The sequence below is a fragment of the Streptomyces sp. V2I9 genome (genome assembly GCF_030817475.1).
Classification (GTDB): Bacteria; Actinomycetota; Actinomycetes; order Streptomycetales; family Streptomycetaceae; genus Streptomyces.
In genome coordinates this window covers 1,925,671-1,952,279 of sequence record NZ_JAUSZJ010000002.1, presented here as the reverse complement: position 1 = coordinate 1,952,279, position 26,609 = coordinate 1,925,671, and the positions used below count along the sequence as shown (strand labels likewise).

Genomic DNA, 26,609 nt, shown 5'->3' with positions numbered 1-26,609 from the left:
GCTACGTTGGCACCGTGGACAAGAAGAACGCTATGCGCGCCGGCGTCGTTGCGGCCGGGACGACGCTGATGATGCTGCTCATGTCGAACCCGGCGCTCGCGCTGACGCCCGACGACGGTGACGACCCGGCTCCGCGCCTGAGCGTGATGGAGACCGTCGGTCTCTACGTGGTCGCGCCCATCGGGCTGTTCGTGGTGATCACGGCCCTGGTCATGGTCCTGGACAAGTCCAAGAAGCAGGTCTGACCCGCACGGGCACGCCGAGCTCCTCGGGTGCGCCGCCGGTGGTCTCCACCGGCGGCGCACCCGTGCGTGCGGCCCCTGTCGCGTACGGTGCGCCCGCCCCGGTCGCGTAGGCCCCGGCCCTCCGCGTCCCCGGCGTTCCTCCGGGCGCCGGTCCCGTACGAGCGCGCCTCCCCGCCTCGCGGGCCGGTAGGTTGCGCCCATGACCGAGTGGGACGTCAAGAAGCTCCGCATCCTGCGCACCCTGCGCGACCGGGGCACGGTCACGGCGACCGCCGAGGCCCTGCGGATGACCCCCTCCGCCGTCTCCCAGCAGCTCACCAACCTGGCCAGGCAGCTCGGCGTGGACCTCCTGGAGGCCCGGGGCCGCCGGGTCCGCCTCACCGACGCCGCCCACCTCGTCCTGCGCCACGCCGAAGCGGTCTTCGCCCAGCTGGAGCGGGCCGACGCCGAACTGACCGGCTATCTGCTCGGGGAGGCCGGCGAGGTCAGGATCGCCGCGTTCTCCACCGCCGTGCCCGCCCTCGTCGTCCCCGCCGTCCGGCTGCTGCGCGCCGAGGACCGCCCGGGGCCCGACGTCCGTGTCCGGGAGGCCGAGGCCGCCCTGGCGTACGACCTGCTCACGGCGGGCGAGGTGGACGTGGCGCTGTCGCTGGCCGCCCACGCGCCGACCGCCCGCGACCCCCGCTTCAGCCTCTTCCCGCTGCTCGCGGACCCCTTGGACGTGGCGCTCCCCGCCGACCACCCGCTGGCCGGCGCGCCCGCCCTGCGTCTGGCCGACCTTGCCGCCGACCGCTGGATCTTCGGCGGCTCCGGCCCCTGGTCCGAGATCACCACCGCCGCCTGCGAGGCGGCCGGCTTCGTCCCCGAGCAGGCCCACAGCGCCGCGGGCTGGACCGCCATCCTCGCCCTCGTCGAGGCAGGGATGGGCGTCGCGCTGGTGCCCCGGATGGCCGCCCGTGAACGCCGCGAGGACGTCGTGATGCGGGTGCTGGAGGCGGACCGGCCGCGCCGCCACGTGGTCGCGGCCGTCCGGCACGGGGCGGAGAGCGGACCCGTCGTGGCCCGTGTCCTCGCGGCACTCACCGAGACCGCCCGATCGTTCAGCTGAGCTGAACGGTATGTGCGAAAACTTTCGATGGACCTGATGGGTTGGACGGCGTCAGAGTGAGGGCATGACCTTCGACGCGAGCGAGCCCGTCTTCCAGGATCCCGACACCGACCCCCACGCCAACGACGCCGCACCGTACGGCGGCGGCGACCCCTACGCCGACTACCGCGAGGCCGGGGACCTCCCCTTCACCGAGCTGGTCGACCTCGCGGACCGCCGCCTCGGCGCGGGGGTGATCGCCGCCTCCGACGAGTTCTTCGCCGAGCGCGAGAACCTGCTGATCCGCGAACGCGCCGTCTTCGACCCCGAGCGCTTCGGCCACAAGGGGAAGATCATGGACGGCTGGGAGACCCGCCGCCGTCGCGGCACGGACGCCGACCACCCCTTCCCGGCCCCCGAGGACCACGACTGGGCCATCGTCCGACTCGGCGCCCCCGGCATCATCCGCGGCCTGATCGTGGACACCGCCCACTTCCGCGGCAACTACCCGCAGCGCGTCTCCGTACAGGCCACCTCCGTCGACGGCGCCCCGAGTCCCGAGCAGCTCCTCGCCGACGACGTGAAGTGGGAGGAGATCCTGCCGCCCACCCCCGTGCGCGGCCACGCCGCCAACGCCTTCGGGATCACCGGCGGCCGCCGCTCCACCCACCTGCGCCTCTGCCAGCACCCCGACGGCGGCATCGCCCGCCTCCGCGTGCACGGCGAGGTCGTCCCGGATCCGGCCTGGCTCGCCGCGCTCGGCACGGTGGACCTGATCTCGGTCCTCAACGGCGGCCGTTACGAGGACGCCTCCGACCGCTTCTACTCCTCGCCCACCCAGATCATCCTGCCGGGCACCTCCCGCAAGATGGACGACGGCTGGGAGAACCGCCGCCGCCGGGTCCGCGGCACCCACGACTGGGTCCGCTTCCGCCTTGCCGCCCAGGGCGCGGTCCGCGCGGTCGAGATCGACACCGCCCACCTCAAGGGCAACGCCGCCGGCTGGATCGCCCTCCAGGGACGCAACGGCGACACCGGCGAGTGGTTCGAGATCATCCCGCGCACCCGCCTCCAGCCCGACACCCTCCACCGGTTCGTGCTGCGCGCCCACGCCGTCGTCACCCACGTCCGCCTCGACGCCTTCCCCGACGGCGGCGTGGCCCGGATGCGGCTGCACGGCTCGCTCACCGAGTCCGGCGCGGCCGAGCTGACCCGCCGCTACGAGGAGTCCGGCGCGTAGACCCCGTACCGCCCTCGGGCCCGCGTCCCCGAGGGTCCCCGAGCAGAAGCCTTCAGAAGTCGGACGGCTTGATCTCTCCCGCGAAGACGATGACCTGGTCGATGAGGCCGCGCCGCAGGTGGACGACGTCCGTTCCCGCCAGCCGGGGGCCTCCGCCCGGGGTCGTGAAGGCCCACCGGTACCGGGCCCACTCGTCAGGCATGTCCACCGCCGAACAGCGCACCATCGTTCCGGCCCCCGCGGGGTGACGCCGGATGTCCAGCACGAACTGCTCGACCGCCGCGATCCCTTCGCTGCGGCCCAGCGGCCCCCAGAAGACCACGTCGGAGGTCAGGGCCCGGGAGAGCAGCTCGGTGACGTAGTGGTCGTCCAGGGCGTTGAACGCGGAGAGGAACGTGTCGATCGCCGACCGTGCGGTCTCTTCTTGCATACACCAGTAATACCAGCCGCTTCGCCGGGGCCGGTCGTTTCCCCGAGCACCTTCCGGGCCCGCCCCCGGCCTGTTCCGCGGTCGCGCCCGGCCCTTCCTCCGGACAGCTCCGCACCCGGAGGGCCAGGAGCAACGCGGAAGCGCCCCCTCCGCCACGGCGGAGGGGGCGCTCGGGGGTACGCGTTACGCGGTGGCGGCCGCCGCGTCCGCCGCCTGGGCCTTCAGGGCCCGCTCCACACCGGAGCGCGACTCCGACATCAGCCGGCGCAGGGCCGCGCTCGGCTCGGCCGAGGCCAGCCAGGCGTCGGTGGCGTCCAGCGTCTCCTGCGAGACCTGGAGGGCTGGGTAGAGGCCCACGATGATCTGCTGGGCCATCTCGTGGCTGCGCGTGTCCGAGACGCCCTTCACCGAGGCGAAGTACTTCTCCGTGTACGGGGCCAGCAGCTCCCGCTGGTCGGGCTGGACGAAGCCGCTGATGACCGCTTCCTGGAGCGAGTTGGGCAGCTCGCCGGAGTCCACGACCGCGGCCCACGCCTCCGCCTTGGCCGCCTCGGACGGCTGGGCCGCCCGCGCGGAGGCCGCGTGGCGCTCGCCCGCGGCGGTCCTGTCCCGCTCGTACTCGGCGGCGATCTCCTCCTCGTCCAGCAGCCCGGCCGCCGCCAGCCGCTGCACGAACGCCCACCGCAGCTCGGTGTCGACGGCCAGCCCCTCGATCGACTCGGTGCCGTCCAGCAGCGACTGGAGCAGGTCCAGCTGCTGCGGGTTGCGGGCCGTGGCCGCGAAGGCGCGGGCCCACGCCAGCTGGTGGTCGCTGCCCGGCTCCGAGGCGCGCAGGTGCGCCAGCGTCGCGTCGGTCCACTGGTTGAGCGCGCCCTCACGGGTCTCCGGGGCCGCGTACAGGTCGAGCGCCGTCTTCACCTGGCGGTGCAGCGACTGGACGACGCCGATGTCCGACTCCTTGCCGATGCCGGAGAGCACCAGCGCCAGGTAGTCGCGGGTCGCCAGCTCGCCGTCGCGCGTCATGTCCCAGGCCGAGGCCCAGCACAGCGCGCGCGGCAGCGACTCGGCGAAGTCGCCCAGGTGCTCGGTGACGACCCGCAGCGACTCCTCGTCGAGGCGGACCTTCGCGTACGACAGGTCGTCGTCGTTGAGCAGGACGACGGCCGGGCGGGCCTTGCCCACCAGGGCGGGCACGTCGGTGCGCTCGCCGTCGACGTCCAGCTCGATCCGGTCGGTGCGCACGAGCTTGCCGTCCGCGTCGAGGTCGTAGGCGCCGATGGCGATGCGGTGCGGGCGCAGCGTCGGCTCGCCCTTGGCGCCGGCGGGCAGCGCGGGGGCCTCCTGGACCACGGTGAAGGAGGTGACGTGACCGTTCGCGTCGGTCTCGATCTCCGGGCGCAGGATGTTGATCCCGGCCGTCTCCAGCCACGCCTTCGACCAGGTCTTCAGGTCGCGGCCGGAGGTCTTCTCCAGTGCGCCCAGCAGGTCGGACAGGCGGGTGTTGCCGAAGGCGTGCGCCTTGAAGTACGCCTGCACGCCCTGGAAGAACGCGTCCTTGCCGACGTACGCCACGAGCTGCTTGAGCACCGAGGCGCCCTTGGCGTACGTGATGCCGTCGAAGTTGACGAGGACGTCGTCCAGGTCGCTGATGTCCGCCATGATCGGGTGCGTGGACGGCAACTGGTCCTGCCGGTACGCCCAGGTCTTCATGGAGTTGGCGAACGTGGTCCACGAGTGCGGCCACTTCGAGCCCGCCGCGTCGGCCTGGCAGGCGATCGAGGTGTAGGTGGCGAACGACTCGTTCAGCCAGAGGTCGTTCCACCACTCCATCGTCACGAGGTCGCCGAACCACATGTGGGCCAGCTCGTGCAGGATGGTCTCGGCCCGCACCTCGTACGCCGCGTCCGTCACCTTGGAGCGGAAGACGTACTGGTCGCGGATGGTGACCGCGCCCGCGTTCTCCATCGCGCCCGCGTTGAACTCCGGGACGAAGAGCTGGTCGTACTTGGCGAACGGGTACGCGTAGTCGAACTTCTCCTGGAACCACTCGAAGCCCTGCCGGGTCACGGCGAAGATCTCGTCCGCGTCCAGGTACTCCGCGAGGGAGGGACGGCAGTAGATGCCGAGCGGGACGGTCTGGCCGTCCTTCTCGTACGTGCTGTGCACCGCGTGGTACGGGCCGGCGATGAGGGCCGTGATGTACGTGGAGATGCGCGGCGTCGGCTCGAACGACCAGACGTCGTCCTTCGGCTCGGGCGTCGGCGAGTTCGAGATGACCGTCCAGCCGGAAGGGGCCTTCACGGTGAACCGGAAGGTCGCCTTCAGGTCCGGCTGCTCGAACGAGGCGAACACCCGGCGGGCGTCCGGGACCTCGAACTGGGTGTACAGGTAGGCCTGCTCGTCGACCGGGTCGACGAAGCGGTGCAGCCCCTCACCGGTGTTGGTGTACGCGCAGTCCGCGACGACCTTCAGCTCGTTGGCGCCCTCGCGCAGGCCGGGCAGGGCGATCCGGGAGTCGTGGAAGACGGCGGCCGCGTCGAGGGCCTCGCCGTTCAGCACGACCTCGTGGACGGCCGGGGCGACCAGGTCGATGAAGGACTCCGCCCCCGCCTCCGCGCTGTCGAAGCGCACGGTGGTCGTGGACCGGTAGGTCCCGCCCTCCTGCGCTCCGGAGAGGTCGAGATCGATCTCGTACGCGTCCACGGTCAGCAGGCGCGCCCGCTCCTGTGCCTCTTCGCGGGTCAGATTCGTGCCAGGCACGCGGTCATCTCCTAGGTGTGCGACTTGATATGCGGCGTTTCCGGCCATCCTTCCACGTACCGCGCCCCCAGCGCGATGTCCGTTTTCCGCCGGACGCGGACAGTCTCGGGGGACAGGCTCGCACCATGACCGGACACCAGCCCCGCCCCATCGGCCCCGCCACCCTCGCCGAGCTCCGAGCCGCCGACGACGCGGGCCGCCCCTGCCGCCCGTACACGGCGGCCGAAGGCGGCCACCCCCTGCGCTGCTGCCTGCGCGACTGCGAGCCGGGGGAGCGCATCGTCCTCGTCTCCTACGCCCCGCTGCGCCGCTGGGCCGCCGCGACGGGGGCGGGGCCGGGGGCGTACGACGAGCAGGGCCCCGTCTTCATCCACGCCGAACCGTGCGCGGGCCCGGACCCGGAGCGCGGCGGATACCCCTTCGCCCGCGTGGGTGCGCTGCGCACGGTCCGCCGGTACGACGCGCGGGGCCACATCGTGGGCGGCCGGCTCCTGGAGATCCCGGCCGACCCGGAGAAGGGGTTCGACGCGGCCCTGGACGAGGCGTTCGCGGACCCGGAGGTGGTCCTGGCGCACGTGCGGGCCGTGGAGTACGGGTGCTTCCACTTCGAGGTGCGGCGGCGCTGAGCGACCGACGTGCTGCGGGTGGCGCCGGTTCGAGCCGGTACGGGCGATGGCCCGGGAGCGGTGCGTGCGGCAGACCGGCGACGCGCCCCGTCCGCGTGTGGCGGGGACCGACGTGGTCCTCGGAGGCCACCCGGTGCTCCGAGGGCACGGCCGGCACACGAAGGGGCGGCCACCGGTGCACTACGGTGGCCGCCCCTTCGCGGTGTACGCGTACGGCTGCGATCAGCCCTTCAGCTCGGCCGCCACCAGCTCCGCGATCTGCACGGCGTTCAGCGCCGCGCCCTTGCGGAGGTTGTCGTTGGAGACGAACAGCGCGAGGCCGTGGTCCACCGTCTCGTCGACCCGGATACGGCCGACGTAACTGGCGTCCTTGCCGGCCGCCTGGAGCGGCGTCGGGATCTCGGACAGCTCGACGCCCTCGGCGTCCTTCAGCAGCTCGTAGGCGCGCTCGACGCCGATCGGGCGGGCGAAGCGGGCGTTGATCTGGAGCGAGTGGCCGGAGAAGACCGGGACCCGGACGCAGGTGCCCGAGACCTTCAGCTCCGGGATCTCCAGGATCTTGCGGGACTCGTTGCGGAGCTTCTGCTCCTCGTCCGTCTCGAACGATCCGTCGTCCACGATCGAACCCGCCAGCGGCAGCACGTTGAAAGCGATCGGGCGCTTGTAGACCTCCGGCTCGGGGAAGTCCACCGCCTCGCCGTCGTGGACCAGCTTCTCCGCGTCGGCGACGACCTTGGCCGCCTGGCCGTGCAGCTCGGAGACGCCGGCGAGCCCGGAGCCGGAGACGGCCTGGTAGGTGGCGACGGTCAGCGCTTCGAGACCGGCCTCCTCGTGCAGCGGGCGCAGCACGGGCATCGCGGCCATCGTCGTGCAGTTCGGGTTGGCGATGATCCCCTTGGGGCGGACCTTCGCGGCGTGCGGGTTGACCTCGGAGACGACGAGGGGGACCTCGGGGTCCTTGCGCCAGGCGGAGGAGTTGTCGATCACCACGGCGCCCCGGGAGGCGACCTTCTCGGCCAGGGCCTTCGAGGTCGCGCCGCCGGCGGAGAACAGCACGATGTCCAGGCCGGTGTAGTCGGCCGTGGAAGCGTCCTCGACGGTGACGGGGGAGCCCTGGAAGTCGATCGTGGAACCCGCGGACCGGGCGGAGGCGAACAGCCGCAGCTCGTCGACCGGGAAGTCCCGGTCGGCCAGGATCCTGAGCATGACTGTGCCGACCTGACCGGTGGCGCCGACGATTCCGACCTTCACGAGGACTCCTCTGTTCTGCACGGATGTTCTGCACGGAGGGCGGCCGCCCGGCCCGTGCGTCGGTGCGGCCCGGCCGCGGGCGGCTGCCCGGCCGTGCTTCTGTACGGCCCGTTCGCCGCACCATGATGCGTATGTCCTGCCCCGCCTTGTCCAATCCATTGTCCGGCCTGCGGACTCTTCGCGCGAGGACCGCGGAATCTGCGCCGGCCGCGCGTGCGCGGGGAACATCTGCGGCGGCCTCCCCGTCCTGTGACGAGGAACACGCACGGCGGGGCGGGTGCTCGTGATGAGCGCCCGCCCCGCCGTCGTACCGGAGTGATCCGTTACGAGTGATCCGTTACGGCGTGACCTTCTCGATCACGACGCTGCCGGTGCCCGCGGCGGTGCCGCGCGCGTTGACCAGCCGGACCTCACCGAAGAACTGACGGCCCTCGGGGGCCGCCCCGGCGACCACGACCTCGGCGCCGACCCGGGCGGACGCGCCGTTGGCCAGGTTCACCGCCTGGGAGGCGTCGACCTTGATCGTGCCGAGCGACGCCGCGTAGTACACGTCGCGGTAGTCGTACGTGGTCGACCCGGCCGGGACCGAGTAGCCGTCCACGACGACGGTGTACGTGCCCGCGGCGGGCTTCACCAGGCTGACCGCCTCCTCGGAGCCGGCGGTGGTGCCGCTGCCGACCTGGGTGGCGCCCCGGAAGACGTACAGGTCGAGGTCGGCGTTGGCGTCCGACGTGCCGCCGATGGCGAAGTCGAGCTTCTCGACGCCCGCGCCGATGGTCACCGTGGTCTCACGGGTCTGACCCGTGGAGATCGACGGCTTGTCCACCTTGGCCGAGCCCAGCGAACCGCCCTGGAGCTTGCCCTGGAGGGCGGCGGCCTGGTTGGTGACCTTCCAGTCGACCGCGGTCGGCGCGCCGATCTTCGCCTCGGCGAGGGTGCGCACCGCCGGGTCGAACTCCACGCCGAGCAGCGAGACGTCCAGCTTGTACGGGTTGTCCAGCAGCGGCGACGTGCGGCGCGACTCGACCTCGATCTCCCAGACGCCGGGCTGCGGGTCCTTGTAGGAGCGCGCGTCCGGGCGGCAGGTGTTGGCCGGGTTCTCGTAGTTCGGGTAGCAGAAGGTCGTCGTGGTCGGGTCGACCGGCGTCCCGTACGGGTGCAGGGAGACGAACCGCGTCTGGCTGCCCGAGCGCAGCGCGCTGAGGGCGACCTCAAGGGTCTTCGCGCCCTCCGGCACGTTGACGAAGTACGACGTCGTGCCGTTGCGCTGGACCGAACCGGACGCCTTGTAGGCGTAACCGGGCTGCTGCAGCTCGTGGGCGATGACGACCGTGGTCATGATCTGGTGGTCGACGCCGGAGGTCTTCTTGTCGTCGACCTGGAGGATGGCGCTGTGCACCCCGGCGGTCTTCGCCTTGGCCCTGACCTTCAGCTTGACCGGCGTGTCGAGCGGCAGCGAGACGTACTGCGGGCTGCTCAGCTCGAAGGTGCCGTCGTTGTTCTTCCACGTCAGCTTGTGCTGGACGTCGCGGTCCGGGCCCGTGGTCCGGGTGACGACGACGTCGTAGACCTTGCTCTGGCCGACCTTGAGGCCGCCCTCGCGGTCGTAGAGGCCGGTGCCGAAGCCCGGGTCCTTGAGCGCGAAGTCGATCGCGGTGTCGACCGGGGCCTTCACCGAGAACTCGTGCGCGGGCTTGCCCTGCTTGGCGATCTGCTTCCACGCCTTGACGATGTCGATCAGACCGGAGCCCTGGACGTGCGCGGGCACGTCCGCGATGTGGCCGGCGGTGCTGGTCAGCGCCACCCGCAGGTCGGCCGGGGGGAGCTCGATGCCCTGCTGCTTCGCCTTCGACAGCAGCAGCGCCGCGGCGCCCGCGGCCTGCGGGGAGGCCATCGAGGTGCCCTGGAGCATGGAGTAGCCGGCCGGCAGCTCGTAGCCCGCCTCCTTGACCGGACCACCCGGCGCCCACGTCTGGGTGGTGTTGATGGCCGCACCCGGCGCCGAGAGGATCGGCGTGAAGCCGCCGTCCTCACGCGGACCGCGCGAGGAGAAGGGCATCATGTCGTACTTCTTGGTGACGTGGGAGCCGTAGTTGGCCGCCCACGTCTCCTTGGAGATCGACGCGCCGACCGAGATCACGTGGTCGGCGAGCGACGGGTCGCCGATGGTGTTGAGGCCGGGGCCGCTGTTGCCGGCCGAGATGACCAGCTGCACGCCGTAGATGTCCACGAGGCGCTTGTACAGCTCGGCGCGGGCGTTGTTGCCGTCGTTCAGCGGCGGCAGGCCGCCGATCGACATGTTGACGATGTCGACGCCGCGGTTGACGACGAGGTCGATCATGCCCTCGGTCAGCGCGATGTTGGTGCAGCCGCCGGTCCAGGTGCAGGCGCGCGAGGAGACGATCTTGGCGCCGGGGGCGGCGCCGTTCATCTCGCCGCCGAACAGCCCGTTGGCCGCGGTGATGCCCGCGACGTGCGTGCCGTGCGAGCCCTCGATGACGCCGATGTTGACGAAGTCGGCCTTCGCGCCGGCCGCGTTGTGGACCACGTTCTTACGGGTCTCGACGACGAACGGAATGCGCTCGACGACCTGCGTGCGCGGGTCGTCCTCACCGAAGTAGGAGACCTGGAACTTCTCCTTGTACGGCTTGAGGACCGTGTCGTCGGAGAAGTCGGCGTTGCCGTTCAGGTCCACCCGCGTGGTGCCGGTGACCGCGTCGTACAGCACGCCCCAGGTGTCGGTGGTGTCCCCGTCGCGGTTGAGGTCGCCCGCCATGTCGCCGCCGGTCGTGGCCGCCTCGGCGAAGGTGGCGAACCGGTAGCTGCCCGCCGGAGCCGAGTAGGTCTTCCCGCCGGACGTGAACGTCGGGCCGGTGACGGTGTCGGACATCCGGAGCCAGGTGCCGTCGCCGTCGCTGACCGGGTCGGTCGCGGTCACCCAGTCGACGATCTTGCGCTCGCCGGTGGTGGTCTTCCTGAGGGCCGGGTGACCGAGGTCGACGCCGGAGTCCAGGACGCCGATGGTGATCCCGCGGCCGTCCGCCTCCGGGTGCTTCTCGACGAAGTCGACCGCGCCCGTCTCGAAGGAGGGGTTGTACGGGTTCTTCGCCGGGGTGTTCCTGCCCGGCGCCGCGTAGCTGCCGGTGGCCTTCGGCTGCTTCGCCCCGGCCGCGCGGTCGCCCTTGGGCGTCGGGTCGTCCAGCTTGATCTCCTGCTTGAGATCGATGCCGAGGACGGAGGAGAGCTTCGAGGCCGCCTTGATGGTGGACTCGGCGCTCTTCGTCGGGACCGTCGCCCGGACGTAGCCGAGCTTGTCGTAGGTCCGGCCGAGCACGGACCCCTCGACGGCGTCCAGCTGCTTGCTGACCTGCTCGGTCGCCCCGGGGGTGGTGGCGACCATCATGGTGACGTTCTTCTCGCCCTTGGCCTCGGCCTTCGCCAGGACATCGGCGTCGGCCTTGCCGAGCTTGTCACCGCGGTCGCTGGTGGCGGCCGGTTTGACGGGTGCCGGAGCCGGGTCGTCGACGGCGAAGGCCGGTGCGGCACCGGAGGCGGCCAGCGCGGCCACCAGACCGGCCGAGGCCGCCATACGGGCCGCTCGTCTCGCCCCGGGTATGGAGCTGGGGGATTCCTTGGTCATCAGCATCCCTGTAATTGAAAGAGAGAGTCCGGAATTCGGTACCGGATGACCGCTCAGCCTGTCGTAAATGACAGGGGTTTGTGGAGAGTTGACGGAGACGAGTCAGGGACATGGCAGAGATCCGCCAGGGTGCGTGCTGCGCCATGAGGGAGGAACAGGGTCAAACGGTACGCCGGTGACGTCCGGGACGAGGGTGGCATCGCTTCCGTGGTCCGGACCAGCCGCACCGGCGGCCCGGAAACGCCGCGCTCCCTCCGGGCCGGCCCGCGCCCCCTCCGCCCGGGCGGCTCTCCGGGAGGACCTCCCCGTGCCGCCGCCCTGCTCAGCGCGGCAGCACCATCACGTACGCGGCCGGCTCCCGGTCCGCCGCCGCCATCAGCGCCGTCCGCACCACCGTCGCCTGCTGGTCCGCAGCCTCGCGCAGCTTCCTCGGTGTCAGGTGGACGACCGTGACCCCGAGCCGTTCCAGTTGCTCCCGCTTCGCGGTATACGCGGCCCACTGCGGGTCCTCCTCGGCCCAGCCCCTCCGCGGCGGCACGCCGTACCGGGGCGCCCGCACGTCCAGCTCCACCGCGACGGCGTGATCCGGCCAATAGGCGTCGACCGCGCCGAGCCGGGGTCCGCCGGGCAGTCGCAGCTCCACGTTCCACACCGGGTCCGGCAGCCCGTGCTCCCGCACCATCGCGTACAGCCGTGCCTCCGCCGCCGCACGGCCCTCGGCCAGCAGCGCGTCGACCGCACCCACCACGGCGGGTCGCCCCAGCAGCTCCGCCTCGCTCAACTCCCGTACCACGGAGGCCGGCTCGCAGTGGCCCGCGCGCACCGCCTCGGTCAGCAGCCGCCGCACCTCGGCCGCCTCCGCCGTGCTCGCCACCGCGTCCGCGAGGGCCCGCTCCACCGGGGCGACGGGCACCTCGCCCACCCGCACCGCGCGCGGCATCGCGGCGGTCCGCAGCACCTCCACGAACCGGGTGGACCGCAGCCGCCGGGTGCGCGGCACCAGGACGTCGATCCGGTGCAGCGCACCCAGGGGCCCCACCGAGGCGAAGCCGTGCAGCGCGAGGGCGGCGGCCCCGGTGACCATCGCCTCGCCGTACCCGTCCCCGCACCCCGGCTGGGGGAGGCCCGCCGGAGCGCGCCGCGCGGAGACGGGGGGACGCCCCGCGTACAGCAGCGCCCCGTGCAGCCGCTCCTGACCGGTGGGCGGCCCCGAGTGGAGCAGGTAGACCCCCGGCAGGATCTGCTGCCAGGGGCCTCCCGGCAGGCACTGTGCGGACGTCTGGGCCGCGGACACCCCGCGCGCCCGTAGTTGGGCGGCGGACTGGACACGGAGCGTCACGGCCTCGGGGTGAAGGGGAAGGCGGGAGGAGAGCGGGGTGTTCTGGGTCATGTCCCGTGATTTCCCGCGCCCGGAGGGGGTCCTAACCCCTGTTACACGCCCGTCGACAATCCCGGACAACACCGTCCTCATGCACGGACGTTCGGCAATCGAAATGGGCCGTCGCGCCGGGAATCGAGGGAGGGGCGCTACGAGCAGATGTGCGAGCGCCGCTTTCGCGCCGCGCGCACGCCCTGCCCGAGCGCCCCTCCCTCACCCCTGTTCACGCCCTCACCGAGAAGGTGCCGCGCCGGTGCTCCGCGGTCACGCCTCGCAGTCGCGCGCGACCCGTCCGGCCCCGTACGGCGACGTCACCCGGTGACACCCCGAGCGGGACCCGGCTCTGCCCGGTCGGGTTACGCCGTACGGTCGCACTCCTGAGCGCGGAGCGCCCGCGCGAGGTCGTCGCGGGCCTCCAGCACCAGCCGGCGCAGCGCCGGGGCCGCGTCCTCGTGCTCGCTCAGCCAGGCGTCGGTCGCCGCGAGGGTCTCGGGGCTGTCCTGGAGTCCGGGGAACATCCCCTTCACCACGTGCATGCCGATCTGGATGGACCGCTCCGCCCAGATCCGCTCGATCACCGCGAAGTAGCGCGGCGCGTACGGGGCGAGCAACTCCCGCTGCGAGGGCTGCTCGAAGCCGTTGATCGTCGCCTCGACCAGCGCGTTGGACAGCTTGTCCGACTCCACCACGGCCGCCCACGCCTGCGCCTTGACCGCCTCCGAGGGACGCGAGGCCAGGCACCGTACGTGGTGGCGCTTGCCGGACGCCGTGTCGTCGCGGGCCAGTTCGGCGTCGAGCGCCGCCTCGTTCGCCACTCCGTGCGAGGCGAGCGGCGAGAGGAAGGCCCAGCGCAGCTCCTGGTCGACGTCGAGACCGTCGATCTTCGCCGTGCCCTCCAGCAGTCCGCCCAGCAGCTGGAAGTCCGCCTCCGACGAGGCGACCGCCGCGAAGAAGCGGGCCCAGGTCAGCTGGTGCTGGCTGCCCGGCTCGGCGGCCCGCAGCTCGCGCAGCGCGCCCTCGGCCGCCGCCCGGCCGCCCTCCTCGCGCCAGTCCGGCGCCGCGTAGTGGACCAGCGCGGACTGCGTCCAGGCGTGCAGCATCTGCAGGACGCCGATGTCGCTCTCCCGGCCGGCGAACGCCAGCACCAGCGCGACGAAGTCGCGGGCCGGCAGAGCCGCGTCCCGCGTCAGGTTCCACAGGGCCGACCAGCACAGGGCGCGGGCCAGCGGGTCGGTGATGTCGCCCAGGTGGTCCCGGAGCGTGGCCAGCGACCCCTCGTCGAAGCGGACCTTGCAGTACGTCAGGTCGTCGTCGTTGACCAGGATCAGATCGGGCCGCTCGGAGCCGGCCAGCTCCTCCACCACGGTCCGCTCACCGGCCACGTCCACCTCGGCGCGCGCGTAACGCGTCAGCTCGCCCTCCGGCGTCCGCCGGTACAGGCCGACCGCGACGCGGTGCGGGCGCAGCTCCGGGTGGGAGGCGGCCGCCTCCTGGACGACGGCCAGCTCGGTGAGCACGCCGTCCGCGTCGTACGTCGGCACGGGGGTGAGCACGTTGACACCCGCCGTCTGGAGCCAGGAGCGCGACCAGGCGGTCATGTCCCGGCCCGACGTCTCGGCGAGCACCGACAGCAGATCGCCCAGGCGCGTGTTGCCGTACGCGTGCTGCTTGAAGTAGCGCCGGGCGCCCTCCAGGAACGCGTCGCGCCCCACGTACGCCACCAGCTGCTTCAGCACGGACGCGCCCTTGGCGTACGTGATCCCGTCGAAGTTCAGCTTGGCGTCCTCCAGGTCACGGATGTCGGCCGTGATCGGGTGCGTGGAGGGCAGCTGGTCGGCACGGTAGGCCCACGCCTTGCGGTTGTTGGCGAAGGTGATCCACCCGTTGGTGAAGCGGGTCGCCTCGACCATCGAGAAGGAGCCCATGAAGTCCGCGAAGGACTCCTTCAGCCACAGGTCGTCCCACCACTCCATGGTGACCAGGTCGCCGAACCACATGTGCGCCATCTCGTGCAGGATGACGTTGGCCCGCCGCTCGTAGGCCGCCGAGGTGACCTTCCCACGGTAGATGTACTCCTCCCGGAAGGTGACCATGCCCGGGTTCTCCATGGCGCCGAGGTTGTACTCGGGCACGAACGCCTGGTCGTACTTGCCGAAGGGGTACGGGTAGTCGAAGTGGTCGTGGAAGAAGTCCAGCCCCTGCTTGGTGACCAGGAAGACGTCGTCCGCGTCGAAGTGCTTGGCGAGCCCCTTGCGGCACATCGCGCCGAGCGGGATCTCCAGCGTGGTGCCGTCGTCGAACGTACGGCTGTAGTAGTCCCGCACGTAGTGGTACGGACCGGCGACGACGGCCGTGATGTACGTGGAGATCGGCTTCGTCTCGGCGAACCGCCAGACCTCGCCCTCGCGCGACTCCTCGGCCCCGTTGGACCAGACGCGCCAGCTCCGGGGAGCGATGACCTTGAACCGGAAGGGCGCCTTGAGGTCGGGCTGCTCGAAATTGGCGAAGACGCGGCGGGCGTCGGCCGGCTCGTACTGCGTGTAGAGGTAGACCTCGCCGTCCTCCGGATCGACGAAGCGGTGCATGCCCTCACCGGTCCGGCTGTACGCGCAGCGGGCGTCGACCACGAGCACGTTCTCGCCCTCGACGAGCCCGTCCAGCGCCACCCGCGTCCCGTCGAACACGACGGCCGGGTCGAGTGCGGTCCCGTTCAGCGTCACCGCGTCCACGGCCGGGGCCACCAGGTCGGCGAAGGTGGAGGCTCCCGCACGGGCCGAGCGGAACCGGATCGTGGTCAGCGAACGGAAGGTCCGCGGTCCGGCCTCCCCCTCGCCCCCGCCGGTTCCCTCGGGCTCACCGACGGCGGAACGCAGGTCGAGCTCGACCTCGTATCCGTCGACGGTCAGCAGCTCGGCCCTCTCCTGGGCCTCGTCGCGGGACAGGTTTTCACCGGGCACGGGCACTCCTTCGTGGCGCGTGTCATGTGTCGTGTTCGAACCCATTGATCCTTGCATGCGTCCCGCGACGGCGGCGTGCGGGGAATGGGTCGTCCCCCGGAGGCGTTCTCGCCCGCAGGTGTACCGCGTTCTTCTGAGGAGAGACATGTCCGAGAGCACCCCGGTGAACGGCACGACCCCGGTCGACTTCTGGTTCGACCCCCTCTGCCCCTGGGCGTGGATGACCTCGCGCTGGATGCTGGAGGTGGAGAAGGTCCGCGACGTCGAGGTCCGCTGGCACGTCATGAGCCTGGCCGTCCTGAACGAGGACAAGCTGGACGAGCTGCCGGAGGAGTACCGGGACATGCTGGAGAACCAGGCATGGGGCCCGGTCAGGGTCGTCATCGCCGCCCAGCAGCTCCACGGGGACGCCGTCGTCGGCCCCCTCTACACCGCGCTCGGCACCCGCTTCCACAACAACGGCGAAGGCCCCACCCGTGAGGCCGTGGCCGCCGCGCTGAAGGACGTCGACCTCCCCGCCGAGCTGGCGGAGTACGCCGACTCCGACCGGTACGACGCCGAACTGCGCGCCTCCCACCAGGAGGGCATCGACAAGGTCGGCCAGGACGTCGGCACCCCGGTCATCGCCGTCCCCGGCGCGGACGGCGAGCAGATCGCCTTCTTCGGCCCGGTCGTCACCCCCGCCCCCAAGGGCGAGGACGCGGCGAAGCTCTGGGACGGCACGCTGCTGGTCGCCTCCGTTCCGGGCTTCTACGAGATCAAGCGGACCCGGACGCAGGGCCCGGTCTTCGACTGACGCCGGCGAGAGACCGCGTACGCGTCACCCCCCCCGCACGAGCGGCCCACGGCCCCCGGCCTCCGGACACTGTCCGGGGGCCGTTGTCGGTGGCGGGTCGTACGGTGAGGGGCATGCGAATCTCACCGGAGATGATCACGATCGACTGCGCCGACCCCCAGACCCTGGCCGCCTGGTGGGCGGAGGCGCTGGGTGTCGAGGAGGTGCGGGACTACGACGCGTTCGTCGTCCTCGCGGCCACCCCGCTGGTGCTCGGCTTCCAGCGTGTGCCCGAGCCCAAGCCCGGCAAGAACCGGGTGCACCTCGACTTCTCCTCGCCGGACCGCTCGGCGGACGTGGAGCGCCTGGCGAAGCTGGGGGCGACCGTCGTCGGCGAGCAGTCCCTGCAGGGGATGTCCTGGACCGTGCTCAGGGACCCGGAGGGCAACGAGTTCTGCCTCGCCGACGAGGGCAGTCACTGACGCGGACGGCCGTCGGCCCCGAGGCGGCATCCCCCGGGGCCGACGGCCGCTCGGAACGGCCTACTTGAGGCCGAGGAGCTGCTCCAGCGGGTCGATGAGGAAGTAGACGAGGAAGAGCGCGGCGGTGCCCCACAGCAGCCAGTGGACCTCACGCGCCTTGCCGAGGCACGCCTTGATGATCACGTAGGCGACGAAACCGGCGCCGATGCCGTTGGTGATGGAGTAGGTGAACGGCATGACGACGATGGTGAGGAAGGCCGGGATGGCGACCTCGTAGCGGTCCCAGTCGATGTGCTTGACCTGGGTCATCATCAGGAAGCCGACCGCGACGAGGGCGGGCGCCGCCGCCTGCATCGGCACGATCGTCAGGACGGGCGTGAGGAAGAGCGCGAGCGCGAACAGTCCACCGGTGATCATGTTGGCGAAGCCGGTACGGGCCCCCTCGCCGACACCGGCGGCGGACTCGATGTAGGTGGTGGCCGACGACGCGGACGTGGCGCCACCGGCGACGGCGGCCGCGCCGTCGATGAGCAGGACGCGGCCGAGACCGGGCACCTGGCCCCGCTCGTCGAGGAGGCCGGCCTCGGCGGTGACGCCCACGACGGTGCCCATCGTGTCGAAGAAGTCGGACAGGATCAGGGTGAAGATGAGCAGGACGACCGTCAGCACGCTGACCTGACCGAACGAACCGAACAGGTCGAACCGGCCCAGCAGCCCGAAGTCGGGCGCGGCGACGGGGTTGCCGGGCAGCGAGGGCGAGGTCAGGCCCCAGGCCTTGATGTCGGCGAGCTCGTTGATGACGACCGCGACGACGGTCATCAGGACGATGCTGATGAGGATCGCGCCCTTCACCTTCCGGGCGAGCAGGACGATCGTCAGGAGGACGCCGAGGCAGAAGACGAGCATCGGCCAGCCGGTGAGCGTGCCGGTGCCGAGCTGGACGGGCACGGTGGAGTTCGCGGCATCGGGGATGCGGGTGACGAACCCGGCGTCCACGAAGCCGATGAACGCGATGAACAGACCGATCCCGACGCTGATCGCCTGCTTGAGGGGTTGCGGGATGGCGTGCATGATCGCCTCGCGCAGCCCGGTCACCACCAGGACGCAGATCAGCAGACCTTCGAGCACGATGAGGCCCATCGCGTCTTCCCAGCTCATCAGCGGAGCGATCTGGAAGGCGACGACGGCGTTGATCCCCAGACCCGCCGCCAGGGCCAGCGGCAGGTTGCCGCCCACACCCATGATCAGCGTCATCACCGCGGCGACCAGGGCGGTGGCGGTGACCAGTTGCACGCTGTCCAGCTGCTCGCCGAACTTGTCCTCGGCGCCGCCGAGGATGATCGGGTTGAGCACGAGGATGTATGCCATCGTGAAGAACGTGGCGAATCCGCCGCGTATCTCCCGTATGTAGGTCGAACCGCGCTCGCTGATGCGGAAGAACCGGTCGACGGCGCCCCCTGATCCGCCGGGCTCGGCGGCGGGCGGCGGGCTGGTCGTGCTGGAGTGCATGGCTGATCTCCTGGACCTGCGAATGATGAAGGGAAAGGAGGGCGCCGGTGCTGCCCGACGGGCGGGGCAGGCGCTGTGCGAACGCACACGCGGCACCTTGCGAGCGGATCATACGCGGCACCGGCAGGAGCGCAACTACCCGCGTAGAGCGCGTAGTTGATGCCTTTTCGGCCCTGTGGCTTCCTACGGAATCGGCGGCGACCTTTGCCGTCAAACCGGCAGGCAGCCGACAGGGGGCATGGAAGTCCGGGTGACGGTCCCCCTACGCTCCGTATGTGCACCCACCACTCCCCTTCAATGCGCGTGCAGCGCGTGCCCTGCGCGAGAAGCTCGGGATGGAACCCGGGCATGTGGCGTACGGCATGCGCGCCTCCTTCGGTACGACCCATGTCAGCCCCGAGCACGTGATCGCGTGGGAACGCGGGACCCACGTGCCGGACACGACCGAACTCACCGCTCTGGCAGCGGCCTTGTGGTGCCGTCCCAGCGAACTCATGGGCCGGCCCCACACCTTGCTCGAACACCGCATCGCGCGCGGCGTCCCTCCCGAGGAGGTCGCCCGCGCCACCGGCCTGCCCCTCGACGCCTACCTGGCCATGGAGGAAGCCGACCTGTGGACCGGCGACAGGCGGCAGTCCGTCCGCCTCGGCGAGGTCCTCGCCCTGCCCGCACGCGACTTCATCGCCATCACCGGGCTGGAGGAGGAGCTGGCCCACCTCCTCACCGAGGCGGTCTCCACCCGATGGCAGGCCCATGTCCGGGCCATCGCCAAGCTGGTCTCGATGGACCGCCGCGACCTGAAGGCCCCGTTGAGCGCCATGCAACAGGAGTACCAGGCCCTGATGACGGCGACGCTGAGCCGAGCGGGCGGCACCACGGCATCGGGCGAGGACGGCCGCCGCTACGTCGAGAACATCGTGGACCACTTCTGGTCCCGGCTGCCGGGCGGTTCGTGAGCGACGCGGGGTGAAGCGTCGTCCTCCCGCGCGACCTCGCGCACACCTCCCCTGGCCATGCGCAGCGGCGAAGTTGCTCCGCTTCCGCTGCCCGGCGGGGACGAGGAAGAGAGGGCAGGGGTGGGTTCTCCCAGGGAACATGACTCAATGTGACGGGGTTCTGGCTCCATTGCTCCTGTGAATCCCCGTCGGGGATCTGTCAGAATCGCCCTTTGAGCGTTTGCTGTACGGGGGAGGGCGCTGTGGCGCACGGGGAAGACGGGGCTGTTCCGGACACGGGGAAGTCGTTCGACAGCCTGTACGCGGTGAATCCGCAGCAGGCTCTGGCGATCGAGGCCCAGAAGATGAAGGCCTTCAAGAAGAGGGTCGACGATCTGCTCATCGCGCTGGGCGACTCCGAGGCCTCACCGGACCGCATGGGCGACGGCCGGGTGGCCCGCGCCCAGTTGGGCGCCGCGGAGTTCGGTGAGGCGCAGTACCTGTACGAGTCGTACACGGTGGTCCACGACGAGCTGGAGAAGCTGTCGAAGGCGCTGGGCGCGCAGATCGAGGGCATGGGACTGGCGGTTCATTCCTCCCAGGTGGGCTACGCGAACCTTGATCTGGACATCCGCGAGCGGATGAGGGCCATCAACGCGGAAGCCGAGTCGTACTACGACCGGGAACGCGACCCGTTCATCAAGGGCGCGTCGAAGGAGAATAAGGCGGACAAGGAGGCGGGCTTCTGATGGCGGACGGGACCGGCGGCAGAAAGCCGCAGCCGCGGAGTACGGACTTCGAGTCCATGACGCACCAACAGTTGGTCGCCCTGATCGCGTCGGCGAACCCGGCCGGTGCGTCGAACCTGGCGTCGAAGCTGTCCCAGGCGTCCACCACGATCACGAACATCGGCGAGGACCTCAAGACGTATGTGTCGGGTCTTCCCTGGCACGGAGAGGGTGGAGACGCCTTCCGTGCCTGGGGTGGGCAGATGGCGAGCGCGACGCTGCGCTTGGGGGACTACAGCAAGGGCGCTTCGCGGTGGATGGAGGAGGTGGCCCGCGCCATCGCTGAAGCGAAGGCCGCGATGCCGCCGGTGTCCGAGACCACACAGGCGCGGAACGAGCTGACGAAGGCGAACGGGGCGTACGACACCGCTACCGATCCGGCCAACCGCAACGACCCAGATGCGCGAGGTTTGGCGAGGACCGCACAGTCGGATGCCGCTGCGGCGGAGGCTCGGATCGACGCGCTGCGGGGCGAGGCGGCGCTGCGATTGCGGAAGTTGGCCCAGACGTATGAGTTTACCGCCCATCAGGTGAACGCGGAGACGCCGCCGACGTTCCCGCCGCCGTCGGCATTCATGTCAGGGTGGGTGAGCAACGATTCGTACAGGGAGACTCAGGGCGGGGGCGGGGCAGCGACCCCAAGCCCGGTGTCGGGCGAGGGGCCGGTTGCATCCGCGAGGCCGGTGACTGGCGGGGAACCCGTGGCCGGAGTGACCGCCCCGCTGCGTCACGGCTCGGTGGCTGACCTGCCGCAATCCGATATCGATGGACCATCCGGACGGGCCCCGCGCGTGGAGCCTCCGACGCGGATGGAGATCGACGGCCTCGCAACGCTGCCGACTGCCACACCGCCGTCACCCGCCGCGCCTCCGGTGGGTCCGCTGCCCGTCGGTACCCCTGACTCCTTGGGAATGCAGGCCACGCCGACGCCTCCCGTGTCAGGCACGGGCAGTACGAAGGTGCCCTGGCAGCCCGCGCCACCGGTCACGGGCCGCCCCGGTCAGATCGGTGGACGGCCACCGACCCTGCCGGTCCAAGGGCCGATGGGTCCAGGGACCTCCGCGCGCCTGCCGCACGACAGCGGAATCGTCGGCGGCCGTCCGATGCCCCCGAACGCGACGGGCGCGGGGCGAGGGGTACCGCGCGGGCTGGTCGTCGGCGGTGAGGGAACTCCGGGTGCCCGGGGACCGATGGGGCACACCCCTGGAATGGGGGCAGGAGGCGGCGGCGCGCGCCCCGGGGCGTCCGGTGGTGGTCGCCGCTATGCCTCCGAGGCGGGGGGCATCGTCGCCGGTAAGCCCCGGCAGACGAACCGACCGGGAGTACACCCGGTCGCCGGAGGAGGAGCGGTGGCGAGGCCGACCTCGAACACGCCTGCCGCCCGCCGTGACGAGCGGGGCACTGATCGCCCGGACTACCTCATCGAGGACGAGGACACCTGGAAACAGAACGGACGCCGTATCGTCCCCCCGGTCGTCGAGTGACGTCCGCGCCCCGAATCCGTAAGAGGTAGACACGAGATGCGTATCAGGAGGCAGCGCGCCGGAGTGCGCCTAGCCTTGACGGCCGGCATGAGCCTGGTGATGGCGGGGGTCGGGACCGGCCCCGCACACGCCGAGACCGCTCGGGAAAAGCAGTGGCATCTCGACGCGATGCAGGCCGAGGAGATGTGGAAGACGAGCACCGGCAAAGGCATCACGGTCGCGGTGCTCGACTCCGGCGTTGACAATAATGCGATTGATCTGCGCGGTCAGGTTCTGGATGGCATCGACTACTCCGCCCAGAGAGGCGATGAACACACGGACCTGGTGGATCACGGCACTCAGATGGCCGCTCTGATCGCTGCAACTGGAGCTGGGGGCAGAAACGCCGGAACTTATGGGCTGGCGCCTGATGCCAAGATCCTTCCCATCAGAATGCCGTACGAAGGGGAAGGGGCCACGAGCGATGGGATGGGGTTCACCGAAAAAATGGCCTTGGCCATTCGGTTTGCCGCTGACTCCGACGCGAAGATCATCAACATCTCCATGAGTGGCCCTATGGGCAACCCCAAGCTGACCGCAGCTGTGAAGTATGCGTTGGAGAAAGGAAAGTTGATTTTTGCGGGGGTCGGAAACGGCGGTCACCTTCGGAACGAACTGAGATATCCGGCTGCGACTCCGGGTGTCATCGGTGTGGCGGGAGTGGACCGGAACGCCAAGCCGTACAAGGACTCTCAATGGGGGCCGCAGGTCGACCTGGCGGCCCCAGCCGTGGACGTTGTCAGCGCCTGCCCGAACAGCAGTCAGGTCTGCGGGGGAAGCGGCACGAGTATGGCCACCGCCCTCGCCTCCGCCTCCGCCGCGCTCCTCTGGGCGCAGCACCCTGACTGGACCAACTACCAGGTGCTCCGGGTCCTGCTCCGGACTGCCAGTGGCAACGACAAGGGACTGAGCCGCGACGACGTCATCGGCTACGGCGTCGTCCGGCCCCGGATCGCGCTCACGGAACCGGGCGATCCGGGCCCGGCCGACGAGTATCCGTTGCCCGACCTCGCCGGGAAGGCCCCCGCATCCCCGTCCGCGCAGCCCTCCGAGCCCGCCAAGAGCTCTGCCGAGCCGGCCGCCGGCCCGGCCGCGTCCGACGGCGGCGACGGCAACAACCTGTCCACCGTGGGAATCGCCATCGGTGTCGGTGCCGTCGTCCTGCTCGGCGCGGCCGTCGCGGTGTGGGCGGTCCGCAGGCGTCGCAGCCGGACGCCATGAGGGCGCTCCGGGGCTGACCGGGCCGGGAGCGGCGGGCTCAGGCCTGTCGCTCCACCTCCGGTGCTGCCGCCCCCGGTGCCGCCGCCTCCAGTTCCGCCACCGTGCCCGACATGACCGTACGGATATGGCGCGTCAGGTGCTCCGCCGGCCAGTCCCACCAGGCCACCGCCAGGAGGCGCGCGATCTCCGCCTCCTCGTACCGGGTGCGGATCAGGCGGGCCGGGTTGCCGCCGACGATGCCGAAATCCGGGACGTCCGAGACCACCACGGACCGGGAGCTGATGATCGCTCCGTGCCCGATACGGACACCCGGCATGATCACCGCTTCGTACCCGATCCAGACGTCGTTGCCGATCACGGTGTCACCCCGGTTCGGGAGGCCCGTCAGCAGGTCGAAGTGGTCGGCCCACGAGCCGCCGAGGGTCGGGAACGGGAATGTGGAAGGCCCGTCCATCCGGTGGTTGGCGCCGTTCATGATGAACCGCACCCCGGTGCCGAGCGCGCAGAACTTGCCGATGACCAGGCGTTCCGGACCGTAGTGGTAGAGCACGTTGCGGGTCTCGAACTCCGTGGCGTGCTCGGGGTCGTCGTAGTACGAGTAGTCCCCGACCTCCACCAACTCCGAGGTGACCAGGGGCTTCAGTTGCACCACGCGCGGCTGGCCGGGCATCGGGTGCAGGACGGTGGGGTCCGCCGGGAAGGGCGCGGAGGGGGAGGTCATGGCAGCACTTCCGGAGTGGGAGTCATGGGGCGTGAGGTGGTCATCGTGGCAGCTGGGGACAGTGAGGCGGAGGTAATTTCCGTGCAGTCGCCGAGGTGCGACGATGCGGCGGTGACACTGGACGCGATCGAAGCAGTCGACTGGAGCCGTATACCGGGGCCCGCCGATGACCCCGGCCTCTACGACCCCGGCCGCGCCGCCACGGGCCTGCGCGCCCTCGCCACGGCGACGGGACTCGTCCGGGCCGCCGACGCCGGCTCGCTCCTGGCGGGCGGCGGGCTCCTGCACGACCACAGCGGGGCCGCGTTCCCCGCCGCCGTCACCGCCGCGCCGATCCTCCTCGGCATCGTGCGGCACGGCCATCCGCACGCCGCGGCGACCGCCCTCGGGCTGCTCGACGACGCCCTCGCGTTCGCCTCCCGCGACGGGCGTACCCGCGTGGCGACCCCGTACGCCGAGGCCGTCACGATCTGCTGCGCCCTCGCGGACCACCTCCGGTGCGAGCGCGACCTGCTCGCCGCGTCCGGGCCCGAGGGCGGACGGCTCCTCGCCGATGCCGCCCGCCACTGGCGGTTCGACGTGCACGAGGTGGCCGCCGACGCGGGTGGTGCGACGGTGTTCGGGGAGCTCGCGGGGCGCTTCCCGGACGGTACGCGGACGGCGGAGGCGCACCGCCTCGGCCGCGCCGCCCCCCTCCCCGCGCAGGTCGCCCTGCTCTACCCCCTCGTCGCGGACAGCCCCGATGCCTGCCTGCGCATCGACGGCGCGCATCCGGACGAACTCGCCCCGCCCACCGTCCTGTTCCCCGCCCGGTGCGCTGCCGACCCGGCCGAGCCCGCCGCCTCGTAGCATCCCGTACGCCGCCTGCTACGCCGCCACCCCGGCCTCGCACCCCAGCCGGAACGGCTCGCCCTGTGACCAGTCCGCCGGCACGCCCCGCATCACCAGTGCGCTGTCCAGCACCGCGCTGCCCGGCGGAAAGCGGTCCAGGTCCTCGAAGAACGTGGAGCGTACGGACCGGGTTCGGCCCGCCGTCACCTTCCAGGCCTCCGTGGACAGTTCGAGGACGTCCAGGTGTGTGCCCCCGGCGCGGGGGGAGAGGCCCCGGTGGCCCAGGCGGAAGAACTCCGACGCCTCCGCCAGGTCCGTGAACAGCTCGCTGCCGCGCAGTTCGTCGGCGGGCTCCACCGTGGCGTCCACCTCCACCTCGCCGTCCCGCGTCGCGAAGGCCACCCGTACGGCGTCGGCGTCCTCCCGCACCGTGAAGTCCGCGCGGCCGTGCTCGCCCGGATAGAGCCGCCCGCCCACGAAGGCGTTGAGGCGGGAGGCGGTGTCACGACGCGGGATGTACACGCCGCGCTCGACGCCGTCCGGTCCGTCCCACTCCACCGAGATCCGGTGCGCCGCGTTCTCGCTGGTCATACCGGTCGCCGCCGGGGCCCAGCCGGGACGGACGCCGCCGATCCGGAGCAGGCATATCCCGGCCACCGCCCGGCCGCGCACCAGGTGGGGCCGCAGCGGTGCGGGCAGCAGGGCCGCCGCGATGTACGGGTCCACGCGGTAGTTCACCAGCAGGCGGCGTTCGATGACGCTGGAGAGCCGGGGTCCGATCACGAGGATTCGCCTTCCGGGGCAGGGCGCCACTTCGTGTGGCGGAGCACGATCTGTTCGGGGCACACGGCGCTCAGGAAGCGCCCCACGCACATGGCGAGCCGCTCCTCGGCGAGGGAGTAGAGGATGCGGTTGGCGTCCCGGCGCTCGGTGACGAGTCCGGCCCCCTTGAGGACGCCCAGGTGGCGCGAGATGGACGGTGCGCTGATCGAGAACCGGCTCGCGATCTCCCCGGCTGCCAGCTCGCCGCCCCGCAGATCCTCCAGGATCTGGCGGCGGGTGGGATCGGCGAGCGCGCGGAAGGCGCTCGCCTCGTCGTCGGCGGGTGATTCCATGATGCATGTTTAGCACATGAGCTAAATAGCTAAACAGTCGCCATGGGAAAGCCCCCGCGAGTCACGTCCTCGCGGGGGCTCTCCGTTGATCCGCCTGCCCGGGTGAAGGTGGAGAAGACGATCACGAGGCAGGGCGTCGGGGGTGGCGGCGTCGCCTCAGGGGGCGAGCAGGACGTTCCGGCGCTCCTTGGCGGCGGCGTAACGCTTCGCCACGTCCTGCCAGTTGACGACCTGCCACATCGCCTCGATGAAGTCCACCTTCTGGTTCTTGTACTGCAGGTAGAAGGCGTGCTCCCAGGCGTCGAAGACCAGGATCGGGACCGATCCCTGGCCGACGTTGCCCTGGTGGTCGTAGACCTGCTCGACGATCAGCCTGCCGCTCAGGGGCTCGTACGCGAGTACGCCCCAGCCGGAGCCCTGGGTGGTGGCCGCGGCCTTCGTCAGCTGGGACTTGAAGCCCGCGTAGGAGCCGAAGGATTCGGTGATCGCGTCGGCGAGGTCGCCCACGCCGTCCGCGGCCAGGGGCTCACCGCCGCCGTCGCCGGACATGTTGTGCCAGTAGATCGAGTGCAGGATGTGGCCGGAGAGGTGGAACGCGAGGCTCTTCTGGAGGCCGTTGATCGCGCCCCACGCCTCCTTGTCGCGCGCCTCTTCCAGCTGCTCCAGGGTGTCGTTCGCCCCCTTGACGTACGCGGCGTGGTGCTTGTCGTGGTGCAGCTCGATGATCTGCGGGTTGATGACCGGTTCGAGCGCCGCGTAGTCGTACGGAAGTTCCGGGAGCGTGTACGTGGCCATGGTGCGAGCCCTCCGACTGCTGGGAATGCCGTCAAGTTGTTATTGCAACCTATATGCAGAAGCAGATTAACAGCAGGAGTGTTCCGAGGTGATCAGCCCTTCGGCCTAGGACCTGCGACGCTGCCCTTCCTCTCCTGCGTTTTGTCGCGCAAAGGTGATTTGCTCCTTCTCTCGCGCTGCGTACGCCGTCGCACGTTTGGTCCTGTCGTTCCGGGGGACCCGGCCCAACAGCCGGGCGGCCGGTGCCGGGACCGTGTGCGCGCCGCCCGCAGCCGCACACCCCGCTGACCAGGAGGACTC

At 71.0% G+C, this 26,609-nt stretch carries 23 protein-coding genes; 11 read left to right on the top strand and 12 right to left on the bottom strand.

Annotated features, from left to right (window positions below):
• Window positions 1-32 precede the first annotated feature (32 nt).
• The 3 genes from QFZ71_RS08730 to alc all read left to right on the top strand — a co-directional run bounded on the left by QFZ71_RS08730 (window position 33) and on the right by alc (window position 2,572).
• Complete coding sequence (locus QFZ71_RS08730; RefSeq protein ID WP_307671377.1) at window positions 33-245, top strand: hypothetical protein; 213 nt, start codon at window positions 33-35, stop codon at window positions 243-245.
• A gap of 199 nt (window positions 246-444) precedes the next feature.
• A complete protein-coding gene (locus QFZ71_RS08725; protein ID WP_307667688.1) occupies window positions 445-1,353 on the top strand; it encodes a LysR family transcriptional regulator in 909 nt (302 codons plus the stop codon).
• A gap of 64 nt (window positions 1,354-1,417) precedes the next feature.
• Window positions 1,418-2,572 carry an allantoicase gene (gene alc, locus QFZ71_RS08720; RefSeq protein ID WP_307667687.1) on the top strand — a complete coding sequence of 385 codons (1,155 nt, stop codon included), beginning with the start codon at window positions 1,418-1,420 and terminating at the stop codon, window positions 2,570-2,572.
• A 52-nt stretch (window positions 2,573-2,624) separates the two neighbouring features.
• Here alc and QFZ71_RS08715 read toward each other — a convergent pair whose 3' ends face one another.
• Both QFZ71_RS08715 and pepN (QFZ71_RS08710) read right to left on the bottom strand, forming a co-directional pair.
• Entirely contained in the window at window positions 2,625-3,002 is a 378-nt protein-coding gene (locus QFZ71_RS08715; protein WP_307667686.1) for a nuclear transport factor 2 family protein, read from the bottom strand.
• A gap of 183 nt (window positions 3,003-3,185) precedes the next feature.
• Window positions 3,186-5,762 carry an aminopeptidase N gene (gene pepN / locus QFZ71_RS08710; protein ID WP_307667685.1) on the bottom strand — a complete coding sequence of 859 codons (2,577 nt, stop codon included), beginning with the start codon at window positions 5,760-5,762 and terminating at the stop codon, window positions 3,186-3,188.
• A 125-nt stretch (window positions 5,763-5,887) separates the two neighbouring features.
• On the opposite strand from pepN (QFZ71_RS08710), the gene QFZ71_RS08705 reads away from it, so the two are divergent.
• Complete coding sequence (locus QFZ71_RS08705; protein ID WP_307667684.1) at window positions 5,888-6,388, top strand: DUF1203 domain-containing protein; 501 nt, start codon at window positions 5,888-5,890, stop codon at window positions 6,386-6,388.
• Window positions 6,389-6,610: 222 nt separating this feature from the next.
• Here QFZ71_RS08705 and QFZ71_RS08700 read toward each other — a convergent pair whose 3' ends face one another.
• The 4 genes from QFZ71_RS08700 to pepN (QFZ71_RS08685) all read right to left on the bottom strand — a co-directional run bounded on the left by QFZ71_RS08700 (window position 6,611) and on the right by pepN (QFZ71_RS08685) (window position 15,614).
• A complete protein-coding gene (locus QFZ71_RS08700) occupies window positions 6,611-7,639 on the bottom strand; it encodes an aspartate-semialdehyde dehydrogenase (RefSeq protein WP_307667683.1) in 1,029 nt (342 codons plus the stop codon).
• A 337-nt stretch (window positions 7,640-7,976) separates the two neighbouring features.
• Window positions 7,977-11,285, bottom strand: coding sequence for a S8 family serine peptidase (locus QFZ71_RS08695; protein ID WP_307667682.1), 3,309 nt, complete (start codon window positions 11,283-11,285; stop codon window positions 7,977-7,979).
• Between the two features lie 316 nt (window positions 11,286-11,601).
• The gene (locus QFZ71_RS08690) at window positions 11,602-12,669 is read right to left on the bottom strand and encodes a hypothetical protein (protein WP_307667681.1); all 1,068 of its coding nucleotides are present in this window, start codon (window positions 12,667-12,669) and stop codon (window positions 11,602-11,604) included.
• A gap of 344 nt (window positions 12,670-13,013) precedes the next feature.
• The gene (gene pepN / locus QFZ71_RS08685; protein WP_307667680.1) at window positions 13,014-15,614 is read right to left on the bottom strand and encodes an aminopeptidase N; all 2,601 of its coding nucleotides are present in this window, start codon (window positions 15,612-15,614) and stop codon (window positions 13,014-13,016) included.
• Window positions 15,615-15,759: 145 nt separating this feature from the next.
• Between pepN (QFZ71_RS08685) and QFZ71_RS08680 the strand changes: the two genes are divergently transcribed.
• Window positions 15,760-16,410: a DsbA family protein gene (locus QFZ71_RS08680; protein ID WP_307667679.1), complete on the top strand. Its 651-nt coding sequence runs from the start codon at window positions 15,760-15,762 to the stop codon at window positions 16,408-16,410.
• A 113-nt stretch (window positions 16,411-16,523) separates the two neighbouring features.
• A complete protein-coding gene (locus tag QFZ71_RS08675) occupies window positions 16,524-16,871 on the top strand; it encodes a VOC family protein (protein WP_307667678.1) in 348 nt (115 codons plus the stop codon).
• A gap of 60 nt (window positions 16,872-16,931) precedes the next feature.
• Here the strand turns inward: QFZ71_RS08675 and QFZ71_RS08670 are convergent, their stop codons facing one another.
• A complete protein-coding gene (locus tag QFZ71_RS08670) occupies window positions 16,932-18,380 on the bottom strand; it encodes an NCS2 family permease (RefSeq protein WP_307667677.1) in 1,449 nt (482 codons plus the stop codon).
• A gap of 335 nt (window positions 18,381-18,715) precedes the next feature.
• Here QFZ71_RS08670 and QFZ71_RS08665 point away from each other — a divergent pair, with 335 nt between their 5' ends.
• Window positions 18,716-19,336, top strand: coding sequence for an XRE family transcriptional regulator (locus QFZ71_RS08665; protein WP_307667676.1), 621 nt, complete (start codon window positions 18,716-18,718; stop codon window positions 19,334-19,336).
• Between the two features lie 242 nt (window positions 19,337-19,578).
• Window positions 19,579-20,064, top strand: coding sequence for a hypothetical protein (locus QFZ71_RS08660; RefSeq protein WP_307667675.1), 486 nt, complete (start codon window positions 19,579-19,581; stop codon window positions 20,062-20,064).
• A 271-nt stretch (window positions 20,065-20,335) separates the two neighbouring features.
• Here QFZ71_RS08660 and QFZ71_RS08655 read toward each other — a convergent pair whose 3' ends face one another.
• Window positions 20,336-20,470, bottom strand: coding sequence for a hypothetical protein (locus QFZ71_RS08655; RefSeq protein ID WP_307667674.1), 135 nt, complete (start codon window positions 20,468-20,470; stop codon window positions 20,336-20,338).
• A 982-nt stretch (window positions 20,471-21,452) separates the two neighbouring features.
• On the opposite strand from QFZ71_RS08655, the gene QFZ71_RS08650 reads away from it, so the two are divergent.
• Both QFZ71_RS08650 and mycP read left to right on the top strand, forming a co-directional pair.
• Window positions 21,453-21,587, top strand: coding sequence for a hypothetical protein (locus tag QFZ71_RS08650; protein WP_307667673.1), 135 nt, complete (start codon window positions 21,453-21,455; stop codon window positions 21,585-21,587).
• An 87-nt stretch (window positions 21,588-21,674) separates the two neighbouring features.
• On the top strand, window positions 21,675-22,847 hold the full coding sequence (gene mycP, locus QFZ71_RS08645; RefSeq protein ID WP_307667672.1) for a type VII secretion-associated serine protease mycosin: 1,173 nt from the start codon (window positions 21,675-21,677) through the stop codon (window positions 22,845-22,847).
• A gap of 37 nt (window positions 22,848-22,884) precedes the next feature.
• Here the strand turns inward: mycP and QFZ71_RS08640 are convergent, their stop codons facing one another.
• On the bottom strand, window positions 22,885-23,568 hold the full coding sequence (locus QFZ71_RS08640; RefSeq protein WP_307667671.1) for a CatB-related O-acetyltransferase: 684 nt from the start codon (window positions 23,566-23,568) through the stop codon (window positions 22,885-22,887).
• Window positions 23,569-23,613: 45 nt separating this feature from the next.
• On the opposite strand from QFZ71_RS08640, the gene QFZ71_RS08635 reads away from it, so the two are divergent.
• Window positions 23,614-24,417 carry a hypothetical protein gene (locus QFZ71_RS08635; protein ID WP_307667670.1) on the top strand — a complete coding sequence of 268 codons (804 nt, stop codon included), beginning with the start codon at window positions 23,614-23,616 and terminating at the stop codon, window positions 24,415-24,417.
• 18 nt (window positions 24,418-24,435) lie between these two features.
• On the opposite strand, the gene QFZ71_RS08630 is transcribed toward QFZ71_RS08635, so the two are convergent.
• From QFZ71_RS08630 to QFZ71_RS08620, 3 genes are all read right to left on the bottom strand, one after another.
• Complete coding sequence (locus QFZ71_RS08630; RefSeq protein ID WP_307667669.1) at window positions 24,436-25,182, bottom strand: DUF2071 domain-containing protein; 747 nt, start codon at window positions 25,180-25,182, stop codon at window positions 24,436-24,438.
• Window positions 25,179-25,514, bottom strand: a complete 336-nt coding sequence (locus QFZ71_RS08625; RefSeq protein ID WP_307667668.1) for a metalloregulator ArsR/SmtB family transcription factor — start codon at window positions 25,512-25,514, stop codon at window positions 25,179-25,181. Before QFZ71_RS08625 ends, QFZ71_RS08630 begins: the two co-directional genes overlap by 4 nt.
• 156 nt (window positions 25,515-25,670) lie before the next feature.
• Entirely contained in the window at window positions 25,671-26,309 is a 639-nt protein-coding gene (locus tag QFZ71_RS08620; protein WP_307667667.1) for a superoxide dismutase, read from the bottom strand.
• Between the last annotated feature and the right edge of the window lie 300 nt (window positions 26,310-26,609).

Bases quoted from the DNA above. Each gene is read 5' to 3' on its own strand.
- QFZ71_RS08675 (WP_307667678.1), top strand. From the start codon at position 16,524: ATGCGAATCTCACCGGAGATGATCACGATCGACTGCGCCGACCCCCAG.
- QFZ71_RS08725 (WP_307667688.1), top strand. From the start codon at position 445: ATGACCGAGTGGGACGTCAAGAAGCTCCGCATCCTGCGCACCCTGCGC.
- alc (WP_307667687.1), top strand. From the start codon at position 1,418: ATGACCTTCGACGCGAGCGAGCCCGTCTTCCAGGATCCCGACACCGAC.
- QFZ71_RS08705 (WP_307667684.1), top strand. From the start codon at position 5,888: ATGACCGGACACCAGCCCCGCCCCATCGGCCCCGCCACCCTCGCCGAG.
- QFZ71_RS08640 (WP_307667671.1), bottom strand. From the start codon at position 23,568: ATGACCTCCCCCTCCGCGCCCTTCCCGGCGGACCCCACCGTCCTGCAC.
- mycP (WP_307667672.1), top strand. From the start codon at position 21,675: ATGAGCCTGGTGATGGCGGGGGTCGGGACCGGCCCCGCACACGCCGAG.
- QFZ71_RS08625 (WP_307667668.1), bottom strand. From the start codon at position 25,514: ATGGAATCACCCGCCGACGACGAGGCGAGCGCCTTCCGCGCGCTCGCC.
- QFZ71_RS08620 (WP_307667667.1), bottom strand. From the start codon at position 26,309: ATGGCCACGTACACGCTCCCGGAACTTCCGTACGACTACGCGGCGCTC.
- QFZ71_RS08690 (WP_307667681.1), bottom strand. From the start codon at position 12,669: ATGACCCAGAACACCCCGCTCTCCTCCCGCCTTCCCCTTCACCCCGAG.
- QFZ71_RS08670 (WP_307667677.1), bottom strand. From the start codon at position 18,380: ATGCACTCCAGCACGACCAGCCCGCCGCCCGCCGCCGAGCCCGGCGGA.
- QFZ71_RS08715 (WP_307667686.1), bottom strand. From the start codon at position 3,002: ATGCAAGAAGAGACCGCACGGTCGGCGATCGACACGTTCCTCTCCGCG.
- QFZ71_RS08695 (WP_307667682.1), bottom strand. From the start codon at position 11,285: ATGCTGATGACCAAGGAATCCCCCAGCTCCATACCCGGGGCGAGACGA.
- QFZ71_RS08680 (WP_307667679.1), top strand. From the start codon at position 15,760: ATGTCCGAGAGCACCCCGGTGAACGGCACGACCCCGGTCGACTTCTGG.
- QFZ71_RS08665 (WP_307667676.1), top strand. From the start codon at position 18,716: ATGGAACCCGGGCATGTGGCGTACGGCATGCGCGCCTCCTTCGGTACG.
- QFZ71_RS08730 (WP_307671377.1), top strand. From the start codon at position 33: ATGCGCGCCGGCGTCGTTGCGGCCGGGACGACGCTGATGATGCTGCTC.